Origin of the sequence: Metallumcola ferriviriculae (assembly GCF_035573695.1) — a bacterium.
GTDB classification, from domain to species: Bacteria; Bacillota; JADQBR01; order JADQBR01; family JADQBR01; genus Metallumcola; species Metallumcola ferriviriculae.
The window spans coordinates 738,158-757,160 of the sequence record NZ_CP121694.1 but is presented as its reverse complement, the minus strand read 5'-3'; the positions used below and the strand labels follow the sequence as shown (position 1 = coordinate 757,160).

The window sequence follows — 19,003 nt, the reverse complement described above, 5'->3', positions numbered from 1 at the left end:
TATGGCTGCAATTAATGATTTATTACGGCAAATTCCAGACTCATCATTGCGTAATCGCTTGAGCCAGGAAGTTGCCCGTATTTCAAAGAATAAAAAATTTGGACTATTATTTGAAGAACATATTCCTGAGTGCACCCCTCTTTATGATGTTGCGATTAAAAGCGGTTCAACAGTAGCACATAAAGCAGGAAATATAAATGACCTATATTTAGTATTAAAACTGAATGGTGAAACGGCTTTATGCAGAAACAAATCAACCGGGGATGTTGAGCATCTATTGCTAACTGAATTGGTTTCTGTTGCTCAATTTGGTGAACCAATATTTCCGATGCTCCAACCTGTTGATTTAATTGAAAATGCTTCTGATAGCAACTTATGGCACAGTATTATCGAGGCAGACAATTATCATGCACTCCAACTACTAGAATATCTTTATCCCAAACAAGTTGACTGCATTTATATTGATCCACCGTACAATACTGGTGCGCGCGACTGGAAATATAACAATAATTATGTAGATTCAAACGATAACTGGCGTCACAGCAAATGGCTATCCATGATGCAAAAACGGTTAAAAATTGCTGGTCGAATTCTCAAACCAAGCGGTGTAATGGCAATTGCTATAGATCATAATGAACTAGCGCATCTTTATTGTCTCCTAGAAACTAACGGTTTATTTGATAACCATGAAATGACGATTATTACAGTCGTTCACAATCCACGTGGAAACATAACAAATAACTTCGCAAGAACTAATGAGTATGTTGTTTATTTGACACCAAAATCAGCAAAAACACTGGCTCGTACACCATCAGAGAATGAAACCCCACGAAAATTAAGACGTTGGGGACATTTTTCATTACGTACAGATAGACGTTCTATGTTCTATCCAATTTATGTTAAAACCGGGCATATAGTAGATATTGGGGAACAACCACCTGATGACTTTCATCCGTCTGGCCGTAATATTCAATTGGACAATGAGGTTATTGAAGTATGGCCTATAGATCAAGATGGAGTTGAACGACGTTGGAATTATTCTTATAATGAAATTTCTTCTCATTTTGAACGAATCGTAGCATTACCTAAAGATAATGGGATTGATTTATTCCTTACTTCTGAGTTATCTCCACCAAAAACAGTATGGTCCGCACCTGAACTCGATGCTGGTGGTGTTTATGGAAGTGAACTGGTTGAAAAAATTATCAAAACAAAATTTCCTTTCCCAAAATCTTTATATACTGTATTAAAAACAATTGAACCAGCCCTATCAAAAAATCCTAACGCCTTGGTTGTTGACTTCTTTGCAGGTAGTGGAACAACTCTTCATGCTGTAAACCTAATAAACGCAGAGGATCAAGGTAAGCGTAGATGTATTTTAGTGACTAATAATGAAGTATCTGATTCTGAAGCTAAGACACTACGAAAAGATGGACACCAACCCGGTGACCGAAAATGGGAAGAACTAGGTATATGTCGATCAGTAACCTGGCCGCGAACAAAATACAGCATATTAGGAAAGTGCGTAGAGGGCTCTCCAATTGGCGGAGATTATATAAGTACCCAAACGACAATCCAAGAAGTAAATCGATCGTTTTATCACCTTGGGTTTGTAGGGGACCCTTCTAAATTAAAAGCCAAAGATAAAAAACAATTACTTTCTTTGCTACGCAATAAAGATGGAAAGACCCAACTTCCACAAACTTTAGTAAAAGCGAATACTAAATATATTGTTTCTAATAAACATACAGCCTCAATAATTTTTGATACAAGCGTAATTGATGAATGGTTGGAAGCGTTAAATGATCAAGATCACATTACTGATTTTTATATCGTTGTTAAAGAGACGAAACTATTTAAGGAAATAAAAGAAAAAGTTTCCGATTTGCTTGGTCCAGTGAATGTTACATCTCAAATTAGACGACCAATGAGTGAAGGGTTTCCTTCGAATGTTGAATACTTTAAACTAGGGTTCTTAGATAGAAATAATGTAACTCTAGGACAGCAATTTCACGAAATACTGCCGTTGCTTTGGCTTAAGTCTGGTGCTAAAGGTAAAAGACCTGAATTAAGTATCAATGATGAGCCGGAAATGTTAATCCTTCCTCAAAATGGTTTTGCAGTATTAGTTGATGAAACTATGTATTCAGAATTCACAGCAAAACTAGCTGAAGAGGGTAATATCCAAGTAGTCTATTTTGTAACTAATTCTGAAGATGCTTTTCGCGAAATGACTGCCGGAATAAAAGTTAAAAACACCTATCAATTGTATCGTGATTATATTGATAACTTTGTATTAGGAAGTAGGAGGGATTCATAATGAGAGATATATTATTTCCTTTTCAAGAAACAGCTCTTGATGAACTACATGATAAGATCAAAAAAGCACACACGATGTGGAGCGAACGAGATCCCCAGATAATCTCATTTTCTGCTCCTACCGGTTCAGGTAAAACTATCATAATGACAACACTTTTCGAAGATATTTTATATGGCAGTGCTGATGATATTGGAGATCCAGATTCAATTTTTGTGTGGTTATCCGATTCTCCTGAACTTAACGAACAAACTAGATTGAAAATTGAAAGTAAATCCGATAAGATACAAATCCGTGATTTGGTTACAATTGACTCAAATTTTAATGCTGAGTATTTTGAAGGAGGCCACATATATTTTTTGAACACTCAAAAACTAGGCACCGATAAATTGCTAACTGGAACCTCCGATACTCGTCAATACTCCATCTGGGAAACACTCACAAATACAGCTAAACGTAATCCTACACAGTTTTATGTTGTAATTGATGAAGCACATCGGGGAACTCATACATCTGTTCAAGCAGAAAATAAGGCACAGTCAATAATGCAAAAATTCATCAAAGGTAGCAAGGATGATAGACTTAGCGTCATGCCTTTAGTTATGGGTGTGACAGCAACACCCCAGAGGTTCGATAACTTGATTGCAGGAACCACATCAACCGTTCAAAAAGTTATCGTTCCACCTGAACAGGTTCGTGAATCTGGTCTATTAAAAGATAGAATCATCATCCATTATCCTGATATTCAATTAAGGGCGGACATGACAATGTTTAAAGGTGCGGTTGATAACTGGCAAAAAAAATGCAATCATTGGAAAGCTTATTGTGAACGCGAAGATGAAAATATGGTTAGTCCAATTTTGGTAATTCAAGTAGAGGACGGTAATGATCGTGAAGCAACTCATACTGATTTAGGGACTTGCATTGAATTGCTTGAAGAAACACTGGGCCGGAAATTGCAACCAGGAGAAGTTGTTCACACATTTAATGACCGCAGCAATCTTAATGTTCGTAATGTAGACATTCCGCAAATCGAAGCTTCACGAATTAATGACGAAGAAAAGGTTATGGTAGTTTTCTTTAAAATGAATCTTTCAACAGGTTGGGATTGTCCAAGGGCTGAAACAATGATGTCGTTCCGTAGTGCACAGGATTACACTTATATAGCTCAATTATTGGGACGTGTAATTCGTACACCTTTAGCCAGAAGGATTTCTTCTGATGCTGAGCTTAATAGCGTTAGCTTATTCCTTCCATATTTCAATGAGGAAACAGTAGAGAATGTTGTTAATGCCCTCCGAGACAGCGAAGCTATATTACCAACAGAGACTGGAACTAACAAAGAACTTGTTACACTTGAACGAAACTTAGAATTTACTGATGTATTTGATGCAATGGACACTCTTGTTACCTATCGTATAGATTCAGTCCGTAAGCAATCACCGCTAAAGCTATTAATGCAAATATCACGTGCACTAACGATGGACGGTATTGACTTGGGAGCTCAGAAAACCATAAAAAATGAAGTCCTGTCAAAAATGAGTAACGAAATTAATAGAATTAAAGAAAATACTGATTTTAATGAAAGAGCCGCTTCAATCACCGGGTTCCCACTTGGTACACTTACATTTGACTATGGAGACAATGCATATTCTTTTGACGAATCATCACAGACTATGACTGTGTCAGAATACGATATTTCAAGGCATTTTGAACAATCTGGCAGACTCCTAGGAGAAGGCTTGCACAAAGAGTACTGGATTCGAAATAGTACACGCAATCATATTGATGTAAAAATTGAAGTTATTGTTCTAACAAACGATACTGCTACAATGGAAGAGTTAAATGCTTATGCAGAAGAAAAGTTTATTGCATTGTATGAGGTCAATAAAAGATCAATCGCCAAGTTAAATGAATTACGTAAAACTTTTTATGAGAGACTAACAAATGCTTCAACAAAGCCAATCTCTATACCATGGATATTACCGGATTCAATTGATGTTTCTGTTCCGGATAGCAACACAGGTTATGATCAGCATCTCTACTGTTCTGAAGATGGTCAATTCCACACATCTTTGAACACTTGGGAAAATGGAATTATTGAAGAGGAACTTAAAAACGGTGCTGTCTGTTGGCTGCGTAATCTTGACCGTAAGAAGTGGTCGCTCGAAATTCCATATGAAGTCAGTGGAGTTACCACTTCTATGTTCCCAGATTTGGTAGTTGTTCGCGCAGATTCCCACGGCTATGTTTTTGATATTTTAGAACCACATGATCCTAGCCGCAAAGACAATTATCCTAAAGCAGTTGGACTAGCAAAGTTTGCAGAAAATCACTGGGATAAATTCGGAAGAATTCAGCTGATACGCTTAATGAAAGGCGTTGATGGACGTGAGCATTTCTATCGTTTAGACATGGAAAAAACAACGATTAGAAATAAGGTGCGTGGCATAACATCAAATGAAGAGCTTGACAGAATATTTGATACGGATGCGATACGAGAAGACTAAAGCCTACAGCTAATTTGTCTCCTCAACCCCTGTAATAATAAGCATTATCCAATCTGTCAACTCAACTCCATCACCTTCAGAGCAGTTGATATGTTACCCCAAACAATAAAATAAGGGTTTCCTGATATGAGCACTTTTGGCAAGGTAGCCATAAGATAAACTTAATTTCTGGAAACCCTTTGTTTATAAGCTTTTTCAGTTCTACTATCTATCCACTCTTGACATCAATCTACGTGGCTCGTGAGGCAGTATTGATGTCTTTGGCTGATTTTCGAACCTTGCGTATGTGGGAACATATCCACAAGTAACTACTTGACATTTCCTGTTTCCCAATTTGTGTATTTTAAAGTTTAGTTCATTTCATTTGAATGATTCCAGTTCCTACAGATTGTTTTTTACTGACCTTATTAAAGTCTAACTTAGCATCTTTAATCTTCCTAATAACTTCCTCTTCCCTATCTGAGAATGTAGGCCCAAGAATTATAAAATCAATCAGTTCTTCATTAATATTTATATCAATATAATCATGACTGGGCTTTTTTGAAATATGCAAATTCAATGCAGCTCTATATTCATTTTCCTCTTCCCAAAACTGATGTTTCAAAAAAGGTGCTGTTTTCTCTACAGATTCAATGTAGGAAAACATGGAGTTTATAAAAGACTTTTTCAGGTTCATCTCAATAAAATGTGGTTTCCCAACATAATCTCCGATTTGAATAGAATAAGCCGTTCGAATTGTAGGGACTGCCTCTTGTAATTGATCTTTGCCATCTTTTAGTTTATCCCAAGTACCTAAGGCACTTTTGCATAGAAAATTAAGTGCAACCACCTGTTGCTGAAGAGTGTAATAAACTAGCGCTAAAAATCCTGCATCGCAATATTCAGGTTTTTTACTATGTAATATATTGAGCAGTTTATCTCTATTTACACCAATACACACGCCGTTATAATCTCTTACGTCATCTTCATTTACTACCGGCCTGTTTATCGTATACGCATCCCATAGTAGCCTGGAATCAGCTTTACCCGTGAAGCACGTTACATACGATAAAAACTGTCTCTCATATGCATCCCGCTTGAAGTAACCTATTAACAGATCCAATAGTTTAAGGTGATCCTCAGCTAGATTTTTGCTTTCTATTTTAAGATTCTTAATAATGTCAACGATGTATGTTGTATCAAGTAAATCATTTGATTGGGTACTTAATTTGAATCTCCATGTGCCATATTGCAATATACATTTAAATTTCTCAAAGCTCGTATAGTGAAAAATGGTTTTAGGAATCATGGTTTCTTTCTTTAAAACATAAGATTCAGTCAACATTCTTTTCCCCCAAATCATTGTTAACATAATAATTCTCATTCTACATAGCCTATTAATTTCCTTTTATATTTCATATTTTTCAAGCTATCCGTTCCCGCTAAAAAGTATGCACACCCCTGCCCCAATTTGCACCCCCCCCCGGTGCATACTTTTTAGCAAAAAGGTGTGCAAAATAAAAAATCGCCCGTTTCTGGACGACCTTTTACCCCTTGAATCAAGAAAACCCCTTGGTATCAAGGGATTTTCATTGTATCAAAATTTGAGTTTTTATTTGGTGGAGGCGGTGGGATTTGAACCCACGTCCGAAAGAGCACCTGCATAAGCTTCTACCAGGATAGTCTCTGATTTAAAATTCGCCCAAAGGAACTCCCAGAGACAGGATTTCCTTAAAGACTAACCTGCTTTAAGTGTCCCCTAAAACCAACAGGTAAAGTGTTCAGGGTAGCCCATTAAGTTTGACACCCGGAACCGGCTCTATGGGCAAGAACCGGGCGGATGAGCTGCGTATTTACGCAGCTAGTGCGAAATTATCTTCGCCAGTTAATATAAGGTCCACCGTTTAACGAGCCGATGGAATCTCGCCTGGCCACCTATGCCAACACTTCCCCCGTCGAAGCCAATTCGCCCCCAAGAGGAATAGCATATTATTTTACATTACTCTATTAATATTATAACACAGAACGAAAACTAAAGCATTTACAGCTTCTGCCGTTCTCGCAGCGCCCGTTGGATTTCACGGTTGGCATCCCGTTTGGCAATATCTTCCCGCTTATCATACGTTTTCTTACCCTTAGCCAGCGCCATTTCTATCTTGGCCAAGCCGCGGTCATTGAAATATGCCCGCAAAGGAATTAATGCCATACCTGTTTCCTTAGTCTTACCGATCAGACGCCGGATTTCCGCCTTATTAAGGAGCAATTTGCGCTCGCGCTCCGGCTCGTGATTAAAGCGGTTACCCTGCTCATACGCCCCGATGTGCATTTTATAGAGGATAACCTCGTTATTATGCACTAGAGCGAAACTGTCTTTCAAGTTTACCTTATGAGCCCGCAAGGATTTCACCTCAGTACCTTTCAAGGCAATCCCGGCTTCAAATACCTCCAGGATATGATAATCATGCCTGGCTTTTCTATTTTCCGTAATAACTTTTTTATCTGCCATATGGACACCCCGACAAAAAGTCCCTTGACCCACTCATGTCAGGCAAGGGAAATTGATAGCGTATTAACAATTATAGCACAGCTCAGCATTTAGTCAAGAAGCCCTGCCTTTGCAATAACTTGACAAAATGGTGCCTGACACCATTTTGTCAAGTTATTCTTCTACTAGTTCGAAATCAATTTCGCGGGCGGCTATGTTAACTTTGGCTACCTGGATTTTAACCGGGTCACCGATTTTAATCATTTTATTGGTATGCTGGCCGATGAATGCTAGCCGGTCTTCCAAATATTCATAGTAATCGTCTGTTAAACTAGATACATGCACTAGGCCTTCCACGGTATTCTCTAGTTCTACAAACAATCCGAAGGGTAATACGCTGCTGACAAAGCCGGGGAATACATCCCCTAAATGGCGCTGCATATACTCTACCTTCTTCATATCTACTGACTCCCGCTCTGCTTCTTCTGCTACTTTTTCACGGATGGAGGATTGTTCGGCAGCATCGGCCACAAATTCTTCTAACTTATTCAGGCGATCCTGACTGATTTTTTCCTTGCTGAAAAATTCGCGAATAATACGATGAATTACCAGGTCCGGATAGCGGCGGATAGGCGATGTGAAGTGGCTGTAATATTTTGAAGCTAGGCCGAAATGCCCCAAGCATGCAGATGCATAACGGGCATGCTTCATTGAACGCAGCATCACGGTGCTGATTACCCGTTCTTCCGGCTTGCCTTGAACTTTTGCGATAACCTCCTGATAAGAGGCAGGTTCCAATTTATCGGCTTTGCCGGAAATGTGATACCCTAACCGGTGTAAAAAGTCATTTAACTCACCAAAATCATCAGGGTCCGGCTGTTGATGCACCCGGTAGACAAAAGGCGCTTCCGCCCAAAACATATGTTCCGCAACTGTTTCGTTGGCTAAAATCATAAATTCTTCAATTAGTTTTTCTGCTACCGAACGCTCAATTTTTTTGATCTCCTGGGGTTTTCCCTGTTCATCTAAAATAACCTTGCTTTCGGGGAATTCAAAATCTATAGCGCCGCGTTTGAGCCGATTTTTCCGCAGTATCCCGCACAGTTCGGCCATCATTTCGAATTCCGGTACAAACTCTTGATATTTCTCGACTAAATCCCGGTCCTTTTCCTCCAATATTTCCCGCACGGCCGCGTAAGTCATGCGGTGGTTAACATTTATAACCGAAGGAGTAATTTCATAGTCGGCTACAGTTCCATCAGCAGTGACTTCCATAATAACCGACATAGCCAGCCTATCCACTCCGGCATTCAAACTGCAGATGTCATTGGAAAGCTGAGGCGGCAGCATGGGAATTACCCGGTCCACCAGATAGACACTTGTAGCGCGACTATATGCTTCTTTATCCAGCTCGCTTCCATCCTTAACATAGTAACTAACATCCGCTATATGTACTCCCAAGCGATAATTGTTACCGTGCTTTTCGATGGTGATAGCATCGTCCAGGTCCTTAGCATCCGCACCGTCAATGGTAACTGTTTTCCACTGACGCAGGTCTTTACGGTCCCGATAATCCTCTTCGGATATTTTCGCAACCCGGGCTGCCTCCGACGTTACTTTATCAGGGAAATTCTCCGGCAATTGGTGCTTACGCACAATTGAAACCACATCGACGCCCGGGTCATCTTCTTTACCTAGAACCTCGATAACCCGGCCTTCGGGATTGCGCCCACCCTGAGGCCAATGGATGATTGACACCACTACCTTATCCTTAGTATGGGCATCCATGGTTCCCCCTTTGGCAATATAGATGTCCTGCCTGATGCGCCGGTCATCGGCAACGACAAAGCCAAAGTTTTTACTCCGTTCAAAAGTACCGACAATCTTTTCATTGGCCCGTTCCAATATCCTAATTATTTCGCCTTCAGGTTTGCCGTTGCGACCGGAACTTTGCCGCCGCGCCACCACCCTGTCGTTATGCATAGCACCGTTCATGTTCTCTGGGCTGATAAAAATATCTGCCTCTCCAACCTGATCGGTTATGATAAAGCCAAAGCCTTTTGCATGGCCTTGAAGCCGACCAACTGCTAAACCCATTTTTTCCGCTAAACCATATTTACTTTTCCTGGTAAGAATTACCTCACCGCGGCGTTCCATCTCCCGAAGAATGGACAAAAAGCTTTCCACTTCCCCAGTATCATGAATATTAAGTACCGCCACTAACTCCTCGGCGGTCAGCGGTTTATATGTCTTTTCCCGCATAAATTCTAAAATATCCTGCTTGTTCACTATAACCCCACCTGTATCATAAGTTTTGATATTACTTGAAAGTATTCCCACTAAGCCAATGATTGATAACTTTGCACTTTAACTATAGTCCCAGCTCAGCGGCACTATCTTTCATCGCTTCCAAACCTAGTCCCATAAATTCCTCCAAAGTCAACCCCAATTCCTCACAGGAAGCAATGACATCCCGCCGTGCACCCCGAGCAAAGGAATTTTCATTATAACGGTTAACCAGAAAGTCCACATCTATAATGGCCAGCTTTTTCTCAGGACGAATCAAGGCCGCCGCTACTATCAAACCGGTAAGTGGGTCAGTCGCGTATAGTGCCTTATCCAATTGACTGTTCCTCGGCAAGCCATGGTGATCGTTATGTACTTTAACAGCGTAGACCAGTTCCTCAGGCAGCCCTTCCGCTGCCAGCATTTCCGCACCCACGATGCTATGTTGACCAGGGTCATCCTTAGTCTTCTCATAATCAATATCATGCAACAGTCCGGCTATGGACCAGAGTTGGGTATCCTCCTCAAAATGCTCCGCCAATCGGTGCATCACCGCCTCTACCGCCAAACAATGCTTAAAAAGATTTTTGTTTTTCAAATGTTTTTTTAGCAATTGATATGCTTCTTCCCTACTCAACATCGTTATCCTCCTCCTTTAAAACTATCATTTTCCCTTCACCCTCAGCCACTACATTACCTTCCACGTCTTGAATTACGGACTGGGTAAATATCACCCGGCTTTTCCTTTCAACTATCCAACCCACGACTCTATATTCTTGACCAACGCGCAGAGGTTTTTTATAGCGAACCTTGAGCTCGGCAGTCATAACGGGACAGCCAATACTCAGCATACTTTTTCCCATTATCTCGTCCAATAATGCTGCTGTAATGCCGCCGTGAACTATGCCGGGATAACCCTCATGATATTTTTCAGGGGTAAAATAGGTAACAAACTTATCCTCTTCCCAGACAAATTCAAGACGAAGTCCTCTGGGGTTATCCTCGCCGCAGGCAAAACAATAATTTCCGCTAATCGAATTCAAACATTACACCTTCCTCTTCCATTATTTCCCTAAAAAACCCTTCAATATACATCAGTACTTTTTCCCGTTCCTGGTCCACAGTAATAATATGCGCGGAATTCTCCACAAAACCCAGCCGCGCGTTTGACAAATGTTTCTTTATAAACGGTGCGCTTTGCCAGTGTATCACATCATCGCTGCGGGAATGCATAATCAATGTCGGGCAGGTCACTCGCGGCAGCAACTTAATAGTGCTATCCACCAATTTTAATAAACTGTGTACAGCTGCCAAAGGCCGCTTAGAATAGTAGACCCTTCCCATTTCTTCATGCAGTTTTTTAATATCTGCCGGCACCCGCCGTTCTTGATATGGCACGAAATACTTCGCCACAGCAGCCAAATGGATACGGCGGTCCCGGAAAAAACGCCTGCCTCCCGGCGTCCCCGCTGTCACAACCGCAGTGACATGATTGGGGTAGTTTGCCGCCAGCATTAAAGCGAGCAAGCCGCCCATAGAAACTCCAATTACAAATACAATCTCATACCGCTGCTTTAGCTCTAAAAATGCCTCCTCGGCTGAATGGTACCAGTCGCTCCATTGGGTTCGGGCCAAATCTTCGGGGGTGACACCATGTCCGGTCAACATCACCCCTTGGGTAGTGAAACCCTGCTGGTGCAGCTTTTCCCCCAGCCACCTAACTTCCGAAGGTGTACTGGCAAAGCCATGAATTAAGAGACAGGCAGCCTGGCCACCGCGAAAGTAAAATGCTTCTTTCATTGCCGGAACTTTTCCCAAAACAACCACCACCAAACTCAATATCTCAATAAGAAACAAAAGCATCTCATATATTAGATATTAACAACCGTATTTAGCAAATGCACTTATACTCCGCGTGCCCTTTATAGGTGCGGAAGGCTTAGTCGAAATTTATGCCTCCAGAACTTATACTTAGAACTTATGCTTCCAGACTGGTATAAGAAAAGGAGTGTTGGACCCAAGCCCAACACTCCCTCAAAAACCCGGATATTACATAAATAAGGGTGCAAATACCAAGGATACGATGGTCATCAACTTGATTAGTATGTTAATAGACGGACCGGAAGTATCCTTAAAAGGGTCACCCACTGTGTCCCCATTTACTGCAGCAGCATGGGCTTCGGAGCCCTTACCGCCATATTCACCGCCTTCAATATATTTCTTAGCATTATCCCAAGCACCGCCGGCATTTGCCATCATAATCGCCAGCAAGAAGCCAGCAACCAGTGCGCCGGCCAATAGGCCGCCCAGCGCTTCTTTACCCAAACCGGGCATCAAACCCACCACGATAGGTACAAATACAGCAAGAAGACCTGGAATAATCATTTCTCTCAAAGCAGCGTCGGTACTAATACTTACACAAGTCTTATGGTCAGGCTTAGCTTTTCCTTCCATCAGTCCGGGAATGGTCTTGAACTGACGGCGAACCTCTTCAATCATATCAAAGGCCGCACGGCCTACCGCCTTCATGGTCAAGGCAGAAAATAGGAAGGGCAGCATACCGCCCAGGAATAATCCAGCAACTACCGGAGGCGACATAATATCAATTGATTGAATGTTTGCCGCCTTGGTATATGCAGAGAATAAGGCCAGCGCTGTCAATGCCGCGGAACCGATGGCAAATCCCTTACCGATGGCAGCAGTGGTGTTACCCACAGCATCCAGTGCATCAGTAACTTTTCTAACCTTCGGATCTAATCCGGCCATTTCCGCAATACCGCCGGCATTATCTGCAATAGGACCATAGGCATCAACTGCTACGGTCATACCAGTTGTAGACAACATACCAACGGCCGCCAAAGCAATACCATACAATCCAGCAAATTTATAAGCCAAAAGAATAGCTACTACAATTACCAGGATAGGCAGCGTAGTACTCATCATACCGTAACTGATACCGGAGATAATATTGGTAGCGGTACCAGTCTGAGATGCCTTGGCAATCTCCTTAACCGGAGTATAGCGTTCTGAAGTATAATATTCGGTAATTTTTCCAATAAGCACTCCGGCCAATAAACCGGCCACAGTAGCACCAAAGACACCCATACCGATTTCCGGCAGTAAAGATGTAGCCAAGAAATAAGTAGCCGCTATGGATAAAATACTGGCAACCAATGTGCCCATGTTTAAAGCACTTTGAGCATTCGCACCTTCACCGGTACGTACAAAGAATGTCCCGATAATAGATGCAATGATACCTGCTGCAGCTACCATCAGCGGCAACAGCGTAGCATTAGTATTACTCATGGTAGCACCCAAAGCGATACCGGCGATGATAGATCCCACATAGGACTCAAACAAGTCCGCGCCCATACCGGCTACGTCACCCACATTATCACCTACGTTATCGGCAATAACCGCAGGGTTCCGCGGGTCATCTTCAGGGATACCAGCTTCAACCTTACCAACTAGGTCAGCACCCACGTCGGCAGCTTTGGTATAGATACCGCCGCCTACACGAGCAAACAGAGCAATGGAACTAGCGCCCAAAGCAAAGCCATTAATGACCTGAGGATTGTCGAATAATATGTTCACAATACCTAGACCTAGAAGACCCAATCCTACAACGGACATACCCATTACGGCACCGCCGGAGAAGGCAACTCCTAAGGCCTTATTGGCACTTTCTTGAGCAGCATTAGCGGTACGCACGTTGGCTTTGGTAGCCACATTCATTCCAATCCAACCTGCAGTAACGGAAGCAATAGCACCCAGGATAAAAGCAACTGCAGTTGTGGGCTGCATGCTATCAGAACCAGGAGTGAGTATCCCGGCTATTACAATTATTGCCGCTAAACCTGCCACAAACCAAACCAACACAGCATATTCTCTTTTCAGGAAAGCCAGTGCCCCTTCATGAATGGCGTCAGCTATCTCCACCATTATTTTACTGCCGGGAGGAGTTTTATTAATCTTAGATGTTAGATAAAACGCGAAAATAAGAGCAATGACCCCGGCAATGGGAGCAAGATACAAAGCGTTTGACATTAACTTTTCTACCTCCTTAAGTGGGGGTTATACAATAGATAATAATAAGGTTAACACGATAAAAGTAGTTGCCAATCCAATAGAAATCTTTCCAAGCAGTTCATCCATACCCTTTTTCTTACCAAAAAAAGTCTGCGCGCCGCCGGTAATAGCTCCTGACATTCCAGCACTTTTTCCAGACTGTAGTAGAACAGTGGAAATTAAGCCCAAGGAAACCAGTACTTGCAGAATTGTTAATGCTGTCTTCATCTCCTGCCACCTCCTAAAGGGGAATAACACATATATTTTAGCATAATAGTTGTCCCGTGGCAACAAGCACCTTTATACCGGCCTTTACACCTACTCAATCCGCCCCCCTTTCAACGATTGAAAAATTTCATAAAATTAAAACTATTCAATAATTCTACTTTTCCCCAAGATTTCCTGCAAAATATCGAATAATTTCCACTCAGGTGTTCTATTTGAGATTGTAAAAAACTCCTTTACCTTTATACCTAAACAGATAACTCAGGTCTTCTTCAATACGTAAAAGCTGATTATACTTTGCCACTCGGTCAGTTCTTGACGGTGCGCCGGTTTTTATCTGTCCGGCATTGGCAGCAACCGCTATATCGGCAATGGTTACATCTTCCGTTTCACCTGAGCGGTGTGAGATTACCGCAGTGTACCCTGCTTTCTTCGCCATTTCAATGGCATCAAAAGTTTCGGTTAATGTACCGATCTGATTGACCTTAATCAGGATGGAATTGGCTACCCCCATCTCAATACCTTGAGCAAGTTTGGTAGTATTGGTAACAAATAAGTCATCCCCCACCAGCTGCACCTTTTTACCCAGTTTAGCGGTAAAACGCTGCCATCCTTCCCAGTCATCCTCAGATAAACCGTCCTCAATTGAAATAATGGGATATTTGTCAATTAAGCTGCTGTAAAAGTCTATCAGCTGGTCTGATGTGAAGGTTTCCCCTTGGCCTTCAAAGCGGTAAGAACCCTCCTTGTACAGCTCTGTTGCAGCCACATCCAAAGCCAATACCACATCCTCACCAGGCTTATATCCTGCTTTTTCAACAGCTGCCACAATTACTTCCAGGGCTTCTTCGTTAGACTTGAGATTCGGGGCAAAGCCGCCTTCATCACCCACGGCGGTGTTTAACCCTTTGGCCTGAAGCACCTTTTTCAGATTGTGAAATATTTCGGCACCCATCCTTAAGCCTTCGCGGAAGCTTTCTGCCCCCACCGGCATAACCATAAATTCTTGGATATCCACATTATTGTCAGCATGTTCGCCGCCATTAAGGATATTCATCATGGGCACAGGCATTTCTTTGGCGTTAACACCGCCCAAATACTGATATAATGGCAGCCCTAAGGCGTTTGCGGCGGCGTTTGCAGCAGCCAAAGATACCCCCAATAACGCATTGGCACCAAGCTTGGACTTATTTTCTGTTCCATCTAACTCCAAAAGCAGTTCATCGATACCCAACTGATCAACTGCATCAAGCCCAAGTACTTCCGGAGCGATGATATTATTTACATTGCTTACCGCCTGCAGCACACCTTTGCCCATATAACGGTTGTCATCCTTATCTCTTAACTCCACTGCTTCGTAGGCGCCGGTAGAAGCACCTGAAGGTACTGCGGCGCGACCCACTGCACCACTTTCTAAAACCATTTCCACCTCCACGGTGGGATTACCCCGAGAGTCCAATATCTCCCTTGCCACTACTTCATTAATAATGGTCATTTATAAAAACCTCCTATTGCAATTTTACGTAAGGTTACGCATAATCTTTTAGCAATTTATTATTTTTCTTCCCCCGCCAGACTTTTCCCGCTCATTTCTTCGGGCAACGGGATACCCAGCAGTTTCAACATCGTCGGCGCCACATCCCGTAAAGAACCCTGGGTTGCCAATGTACTGTGTTTTAATTTATCATACACAAGAATAAAGGGTACCAAATCGTTGGTATGCGCCGTATGAGGTTCGCCGGTATCCAAGTCTACCATCTTTTCCACATTACCGTGATCTGCAGTGATGAGCAGCGGTGCTGCCCGTTTTTGCATTACCCTGCTTATCTTACCGATGCATTCATCTACAGTTTCCACTGCTTTTACCGCCGCTTCTTCTATTCCGGTATGCCCCACCATATCTGGGTTGGCAAAGTTCAACACTATTACATCGTACTTATCTGCCTTTATTTGCTCTAACACCTTCTCTGTCACCTCAAAGGCACTCATTTCCGGCTTAAGATTGTATGTAGCAACCTTAGGTGAAGGAATTAATATCCGGTCCTCGCCTTCATTCTCCTCTTCGGCGCCACCGTTGAAAAAGAAAGTGACATGAGCATACTTTTCCGTTTCGGCAATACGCAGCTGCTTCATACCCTTTGCCGCAAGTACCTCTCCCAAAGTGTTCACCAAATTTTGCGGCAGAAACGCCGTGGGAGTATCAATGGTTATGTCATACTGGGTCATACAGACAAAGGGAATCGGTTTATATCCATCCGGTCTGACGAATCCTTGAAAATCCTCATCCACAAATGCCCGAGTAATTTCCCTGGCCCTATCTGCCCTAAAGTTAAAAAAAATAACCCCGTCATTATTGTTAACCTGGCCCACAGGCTGTCCTGTTTTGTCCACAATTACCGTGGGTTCTACAAACTCATCGGTAACCCGTCGGTCATAAGAACGCTCTACTGCTGCTTTAGGAAACGTAGCCTTAATTCCCTCTGCACTGACCATTGCCTTAAACGCCTTAGCGACGCGTTCCCACCTCTGGTCCCGGTCCATGGCGTAATAGCGTCCCATTACAGTTGCCACCTGGCCCAGCTTCAATTCAGCAAATTTCTTCTGCAGCGCATCGAAATATTCCATAGCGTTAGCCGGCGGTACATCACGACCGTCGAGAAAAGCATGGACAAATACCTTTTCAACGCCTTGCGCTTTTGCTAGTTCCAATAAAGCAAACAGATGCTCTATGTGACTATGTACACCGCCGTCGGATAACAAACCCATCAGGTGTAAAGCGCCACCCTGTTCCTTTACCCTGCCCATTATTTTCAAGAAAGCAGGGTTCTTAGAAAAATCTCCCTCTTTGATGGCTTTATTTATCCGTGTAATCTCCTGATAAACCACCCTGCCGGCACCAATATTTAGGTGCCCCACCTCAGAATTGCCCATCTGCCCTTCAGGTAATCCCACAGCCTCTCCCGATGCTTGTAAGGCAGTATGCGGATACTGTTTAAGTAACGCTTGAAAATTGGGCAGTGATGCATCGGCCAGGGCGTTACCCTGTTTCCGGGTACTGATACCCCATCCGTCTAGTATCATTAGCATTAACGGTTTTGCCACATTTATCCTCCTCATTGAAGCAGAAACTGGCGGGTATAATGCCTGCGGCTATGCTTTAAAATTTACTATTCCGGCAAAAGACTCCGCCTGCAGCGCCGCGCCACCCACTAAAGCGCCATCAATATTAGGCTGCTCCATTAGCTCATTAATATTGTTAGGTTTAACACTGCCGCCGTACTGTATTCTTACCTGCTCAGCCGACTGCTCGCCATACATTCCGGCCAATACCCGACGAATATGAGCAATTACTTTTTCCGCATCAGCATTGGAGGCAGTTTTCCCGGTGCCAATGGCCCAAATGGGCTCGTATGCCACCACTAATTCCGACACCTGACCCTGCTCCAAACCGGCTAGGCCCTCCTCAATTTGTCTTCCCACTACCTGTTCGGTACTGGCTGCTTCGCGCTGTTCCAGTGTTTCTCCGACACAGACTATTGGTTTAATACCGTGGGCATAAGCGCTTTTTACCTTTTTATTTACCGTCTCATCCGTTTCACTGAAATACTGACGCCGCTCCGAATGCCCGATAATAACATAATCCAGTCCCATTTCCATCAGCATAGTGGGCGAAATCTCGCCGGTATAGGCGCCTTTTTCTTCCCAATGCATGTTTTGAGCACCTACCTTAATCCCACTGCCTTTGGCTTCGGCTATTACCCCGGCCAAAGCGGTAAATGGCGGGCATACCACTACTTCCACGTTGGTGTTACCGGCTGAGAGCTGTTTCAATTCCTTTACCAACACAGTCCCTTCAGCAGCATTCTTATGCATTTTCCAGTTACCAGCAATAATCGGTTTACGCATATTGAAAACCCCCTAAGCGAAATATTCAGTTTACCTGCTTGAAACTACTTGTCGGTCAAAGCTGCGATACCCGGCAATTCCTTGCCTTCCAAAAACTCCAACGATGCACCGCCGCCGGTAGAAATGTGGGTGAGTTGACTCGCCACACCGGTCTTTTCCACTGCTGCCACGGAATCACCGCCGCCTACAATAGTAGTACCCTCCACTTCAGCCATAGCTCGCGCTAAGGCATTGGTGCCGCCGGCAAATGGTTCCATCTCAAAGACACCCATCGGCCCATTCCAGATAATAGTACGAGATTGCCGTATCTGTTCGGTAAATAACTGCACCGTACTGTCGCCTATATCCACCGCTTTCCATCCTGCAGGCACCTGGTCGACAGCCACTGTTTTGTGGCTGCTGTCGGCCGAAACCTCCTCAGCTACCACTACGTCCACAGGCAGCAGCAGCTTTACACCCTGTTTCTCCGCCTGCTGCATGATGACTCTTGCCGCTTCAAGCTTTTCCTTCTCTACCAAAGAATCTGCCATATCAAGACCCTGAGCCTGTAGAAAGGTATTGGCCATGCCGCCGCCGATAATCAAAGCGTCCACTTTATTTAATAAGTTATTTATAACACCGATTTTATCCGAAACCTTAGCGCCGCCTAAAATGGCGGAAAACGGATGCTGAGGATCTGTTAGAGCTTGACCCATTGCTTCGATTTCCTTTTCCATCAAGAACCCGGCAGCCGCTGTCAAGTGCTTGGCTACGCCGGCTGTTGAAGCGTGTGCCCGATGAGCTGTACCAAAAGCATCATTAACATAGATATCGGCCAGCTCTGCCAATTGAGCAGCAAATTCCGCATCATTGGCCTTTTCACCCGGCTCAAAGCGCACATTCTCTAACAGCAGCACTTCTCCGGGTTTGAGCTGGTCAACCGCCTGCTTAACAGCTTCACCAACTACTCCGTTAACCTTTCCTACCTGCATATGTAGGACATCGGCAAGCCTTTGGGCCACCGGATCTAATTTTAATTCTTCCTTGTACTGCCCCTTTGGTCTGCCCAAGTGCGTTATCAAAATTACTTTAGCTTCTTCCTCCACCAAATATTTAATGGTGGGCAAAGCTGCCCGGATACGAGTATCATCGGTTACCTTCCCATCCTGCATCGGCACATTGAAGTCCACCCGCACCAGTATCCTCTTACCCTTTACATCCACTTCCTGCAGCGTCAGTTTGTTCATT

General features: G+C 43.3%; 14 protein-coding genes and 1 other RNA gene. 2 read left to right on the top strand and 13 right to left on the bottom strand.

All coding sequences use genetic code 11. From position 1 onward, the window contains the following. The first annotated feature begins 1 nt into the window (after position 1). Together MFMK1_RS03815 and MFMK1_RS03810 are read left to right on the top strand one after the other, a co-directional pair. On the top strand, positions 2 to 2,320 hold the full coding sequence (locus tag MFMK1_RS03815) for a site-specific DNA-methyltransferase (protein ID WP_366923840.1): 2,319 nt from the start codon (positions 2 to 4) through the stop codon (positions 2,318 to 2,320). Beyond that, positions 2,320 to 4,827 (top strand): DEAD/DEAH box helicase, encoded by a 2,508-nt coding sequence (locus MFMK1_RS03810; RefSeq protein ID WP_366923839.1) that lies wholly within the window; start codon positions 2,320 to 2,322, stop codon positions 4,825 to 4,827. Before MFMK1_RS03815 ends, MFMK1_RS03810 begins: the two co-directional genes overlap by 1 nt. 355 nt (positions 4,828 to 5,182) lie before the next feature. Here MFMK1_RS03810 and MFMK1_RS03805 read toward each other — a convergent pair whose 3' ends face one another. The 13 genes from MFMK1_RS03805 to MFMK1_RS03745 all read right to left on the bottom strand — a co-directional run bounded on the left by MFMK1_RS03805 (position 5,183) and on the right by MFMK1_RS03745 (position 19,002). Beyond that, complete coding sequence (locus tag MFMK1_RS03805) at positions 5,183 to 6,151, bottom strand: DUF2971 domain-containing protein (RefSeq protein WP_366923838.1); 969 nt, start codon at positions 6,149 to 6,151, stop codon at positions 5,183 to 5,185. Positions 6,152 to 6,423: 272 nt separating this feature from the next. Further along, positions 6,424 to 6,780: a transfer-messenger RNA gene (gene ssrA / locus MFMK1_RS03800) on the bottom strand. Between the two features lie 67 nt (positions 6,781 to 6,847). Continuing rightward, positions 6,848 to 7,312 (bottom strand): SsrA-binding protein SmpB, encoded by a 465-nt coding sequence (gene smpB / locus MFMK1_RS03795; protein WP_366923837.1) that lies wholly within the window; start codon positions 7,310 to 7,312, stop codon positions 6,848 to 6,850. 153 nt (positions 7,313 to 7,465) lie between these two features. Further along, positions 7,466 to 9,580, bottom strand: a complete 2,115-nt coding sequence (gene rnr, locus MFMK1_RS03790; protein ID WP_366923836.1) for a ribonuclease R — start codon at positions 9,578 to 9,580, stop codon at positions 7,466 to 7,468. Positions 9,581 to 9,662: 82 nt separating this feature from the next. Beyond that, complete coding sequence (locus tag MFMK1_RS03785) at positions 9,663 to 10,214, bottom strand: HDIG domain-containing metalloprotein (RefSeq protein ID WP_366924861.1); 552 nt, start codon at positions 10,212 to 10,214, stop codon at positions 9,663 to 9,665. Continuing rightward, on the bottom strand, positions 10,207 to 10,620 hold the full coding sequence (locus tag MFMK1_RS03780; protein WP_366923835.1) for a PaaI family thioesterase: 414 nt from the start codon (positions 10,618 to 10,620) through the stop codon (positions 10,207 to 10,209). The genes MFMK1_RS03785 and MFMK1_RS03780 overlap by 8 nt, the downstream gene beginning before the upstream one ends. Next, positions 10,607 to 11,395, bottom strand: coding sequence for an alpha/beta hydrolase (locus MFMK1_RS03775; protein ID WP_366923834.1), 789 nt, complete (start codon positions 11,393 to 11,395; stop codon positions 10,607 to 10,609). The genes MFMK1_RS03780 and MFMK1_RS03775 overlap by 14 nt, the downstream gene beginning before the upstream one ends. Positions 11,396 to 11,626: 231 nt before the next feature. After that, complete coding sequence (locus MFMK1_RS03770) at positions 11,627 to 13,624, bottom strand: sodium-translocating pyrophosphatase (RefSeq protein ID WP_366923833.1); 1,998 nt, start codon at positions 13,622 to 13,624, stop codon at positions 11,627 to 11,629. Positions 13,625 to 13,651: 27 nt separating this feature from the next. Then, positions 13,652 to 13,873 (bottom strand): preprotein translocase subunit SecG, encoded by a 222-nt coding sequence (gene secG, locus MFMK1_RS03765; protein ID WP_366923832.1) that lies wholly within the window; start codon positions 13,871 to 13,873, stop codon positions 13,652 to 13,654. Between the two features lie 208 nt (positions 13,874 to 14,081). Further along, on the bottom strand, positions 14,082 to 15,365 hold the full coding sequence (eno, locus tag MFMK1_RS03760) for a phosphopyruvate hydratase (protein ID WP_366923831.1): 1,284 nt from the start codon (positions 15,363 to 15,365) through the stop codon (positions 14,082 to 14,084). A 59-nt stretch (positions 15,366 to 15,424) separates the two neighbouring features. Continuing rightward, complete coding sequence (gene gpmI, locus MFMK1_RS03755; RefSeq protein WP_366923830.1) at positions 15,425 to 16,987, bottom strand: 2,3-bisphosphoglycerate-independent phosphoglycerate mutase; 1,563 nt, start codon at positions 16,985 to 16,987, stop codon at positions 15,425 to 15,427. 33 nt (positions 16,988 to 17,020) lie between these two features. Continuing rightward, positions 17,021 to 17,776, bottom strand: a complete 756-nt coding sequence (tpiA, locus tag MFMK1_RS03750) for a triose-phosphate isomerase (RefSeq protein WP_366923829.1) — start codon at positions 17,774 to 17,776, stop codon at positions 17,021 to 17,023. Between the two features lie 44 nt (positions 17,777 to 17,820). Beyond that, positions 17,821 to 19,002, bottom strand: coding sequence for a phosphoglycerate kinase (locus MFMK1_RS03745; RefSeq protein ID WP_366923828.1), 1,182 nt, complete (start codon positions 19,000 to 19,002; stop codon positions 17,821 to 17,823). Position 19,003 lies beyond the last annotated feature (1 nt).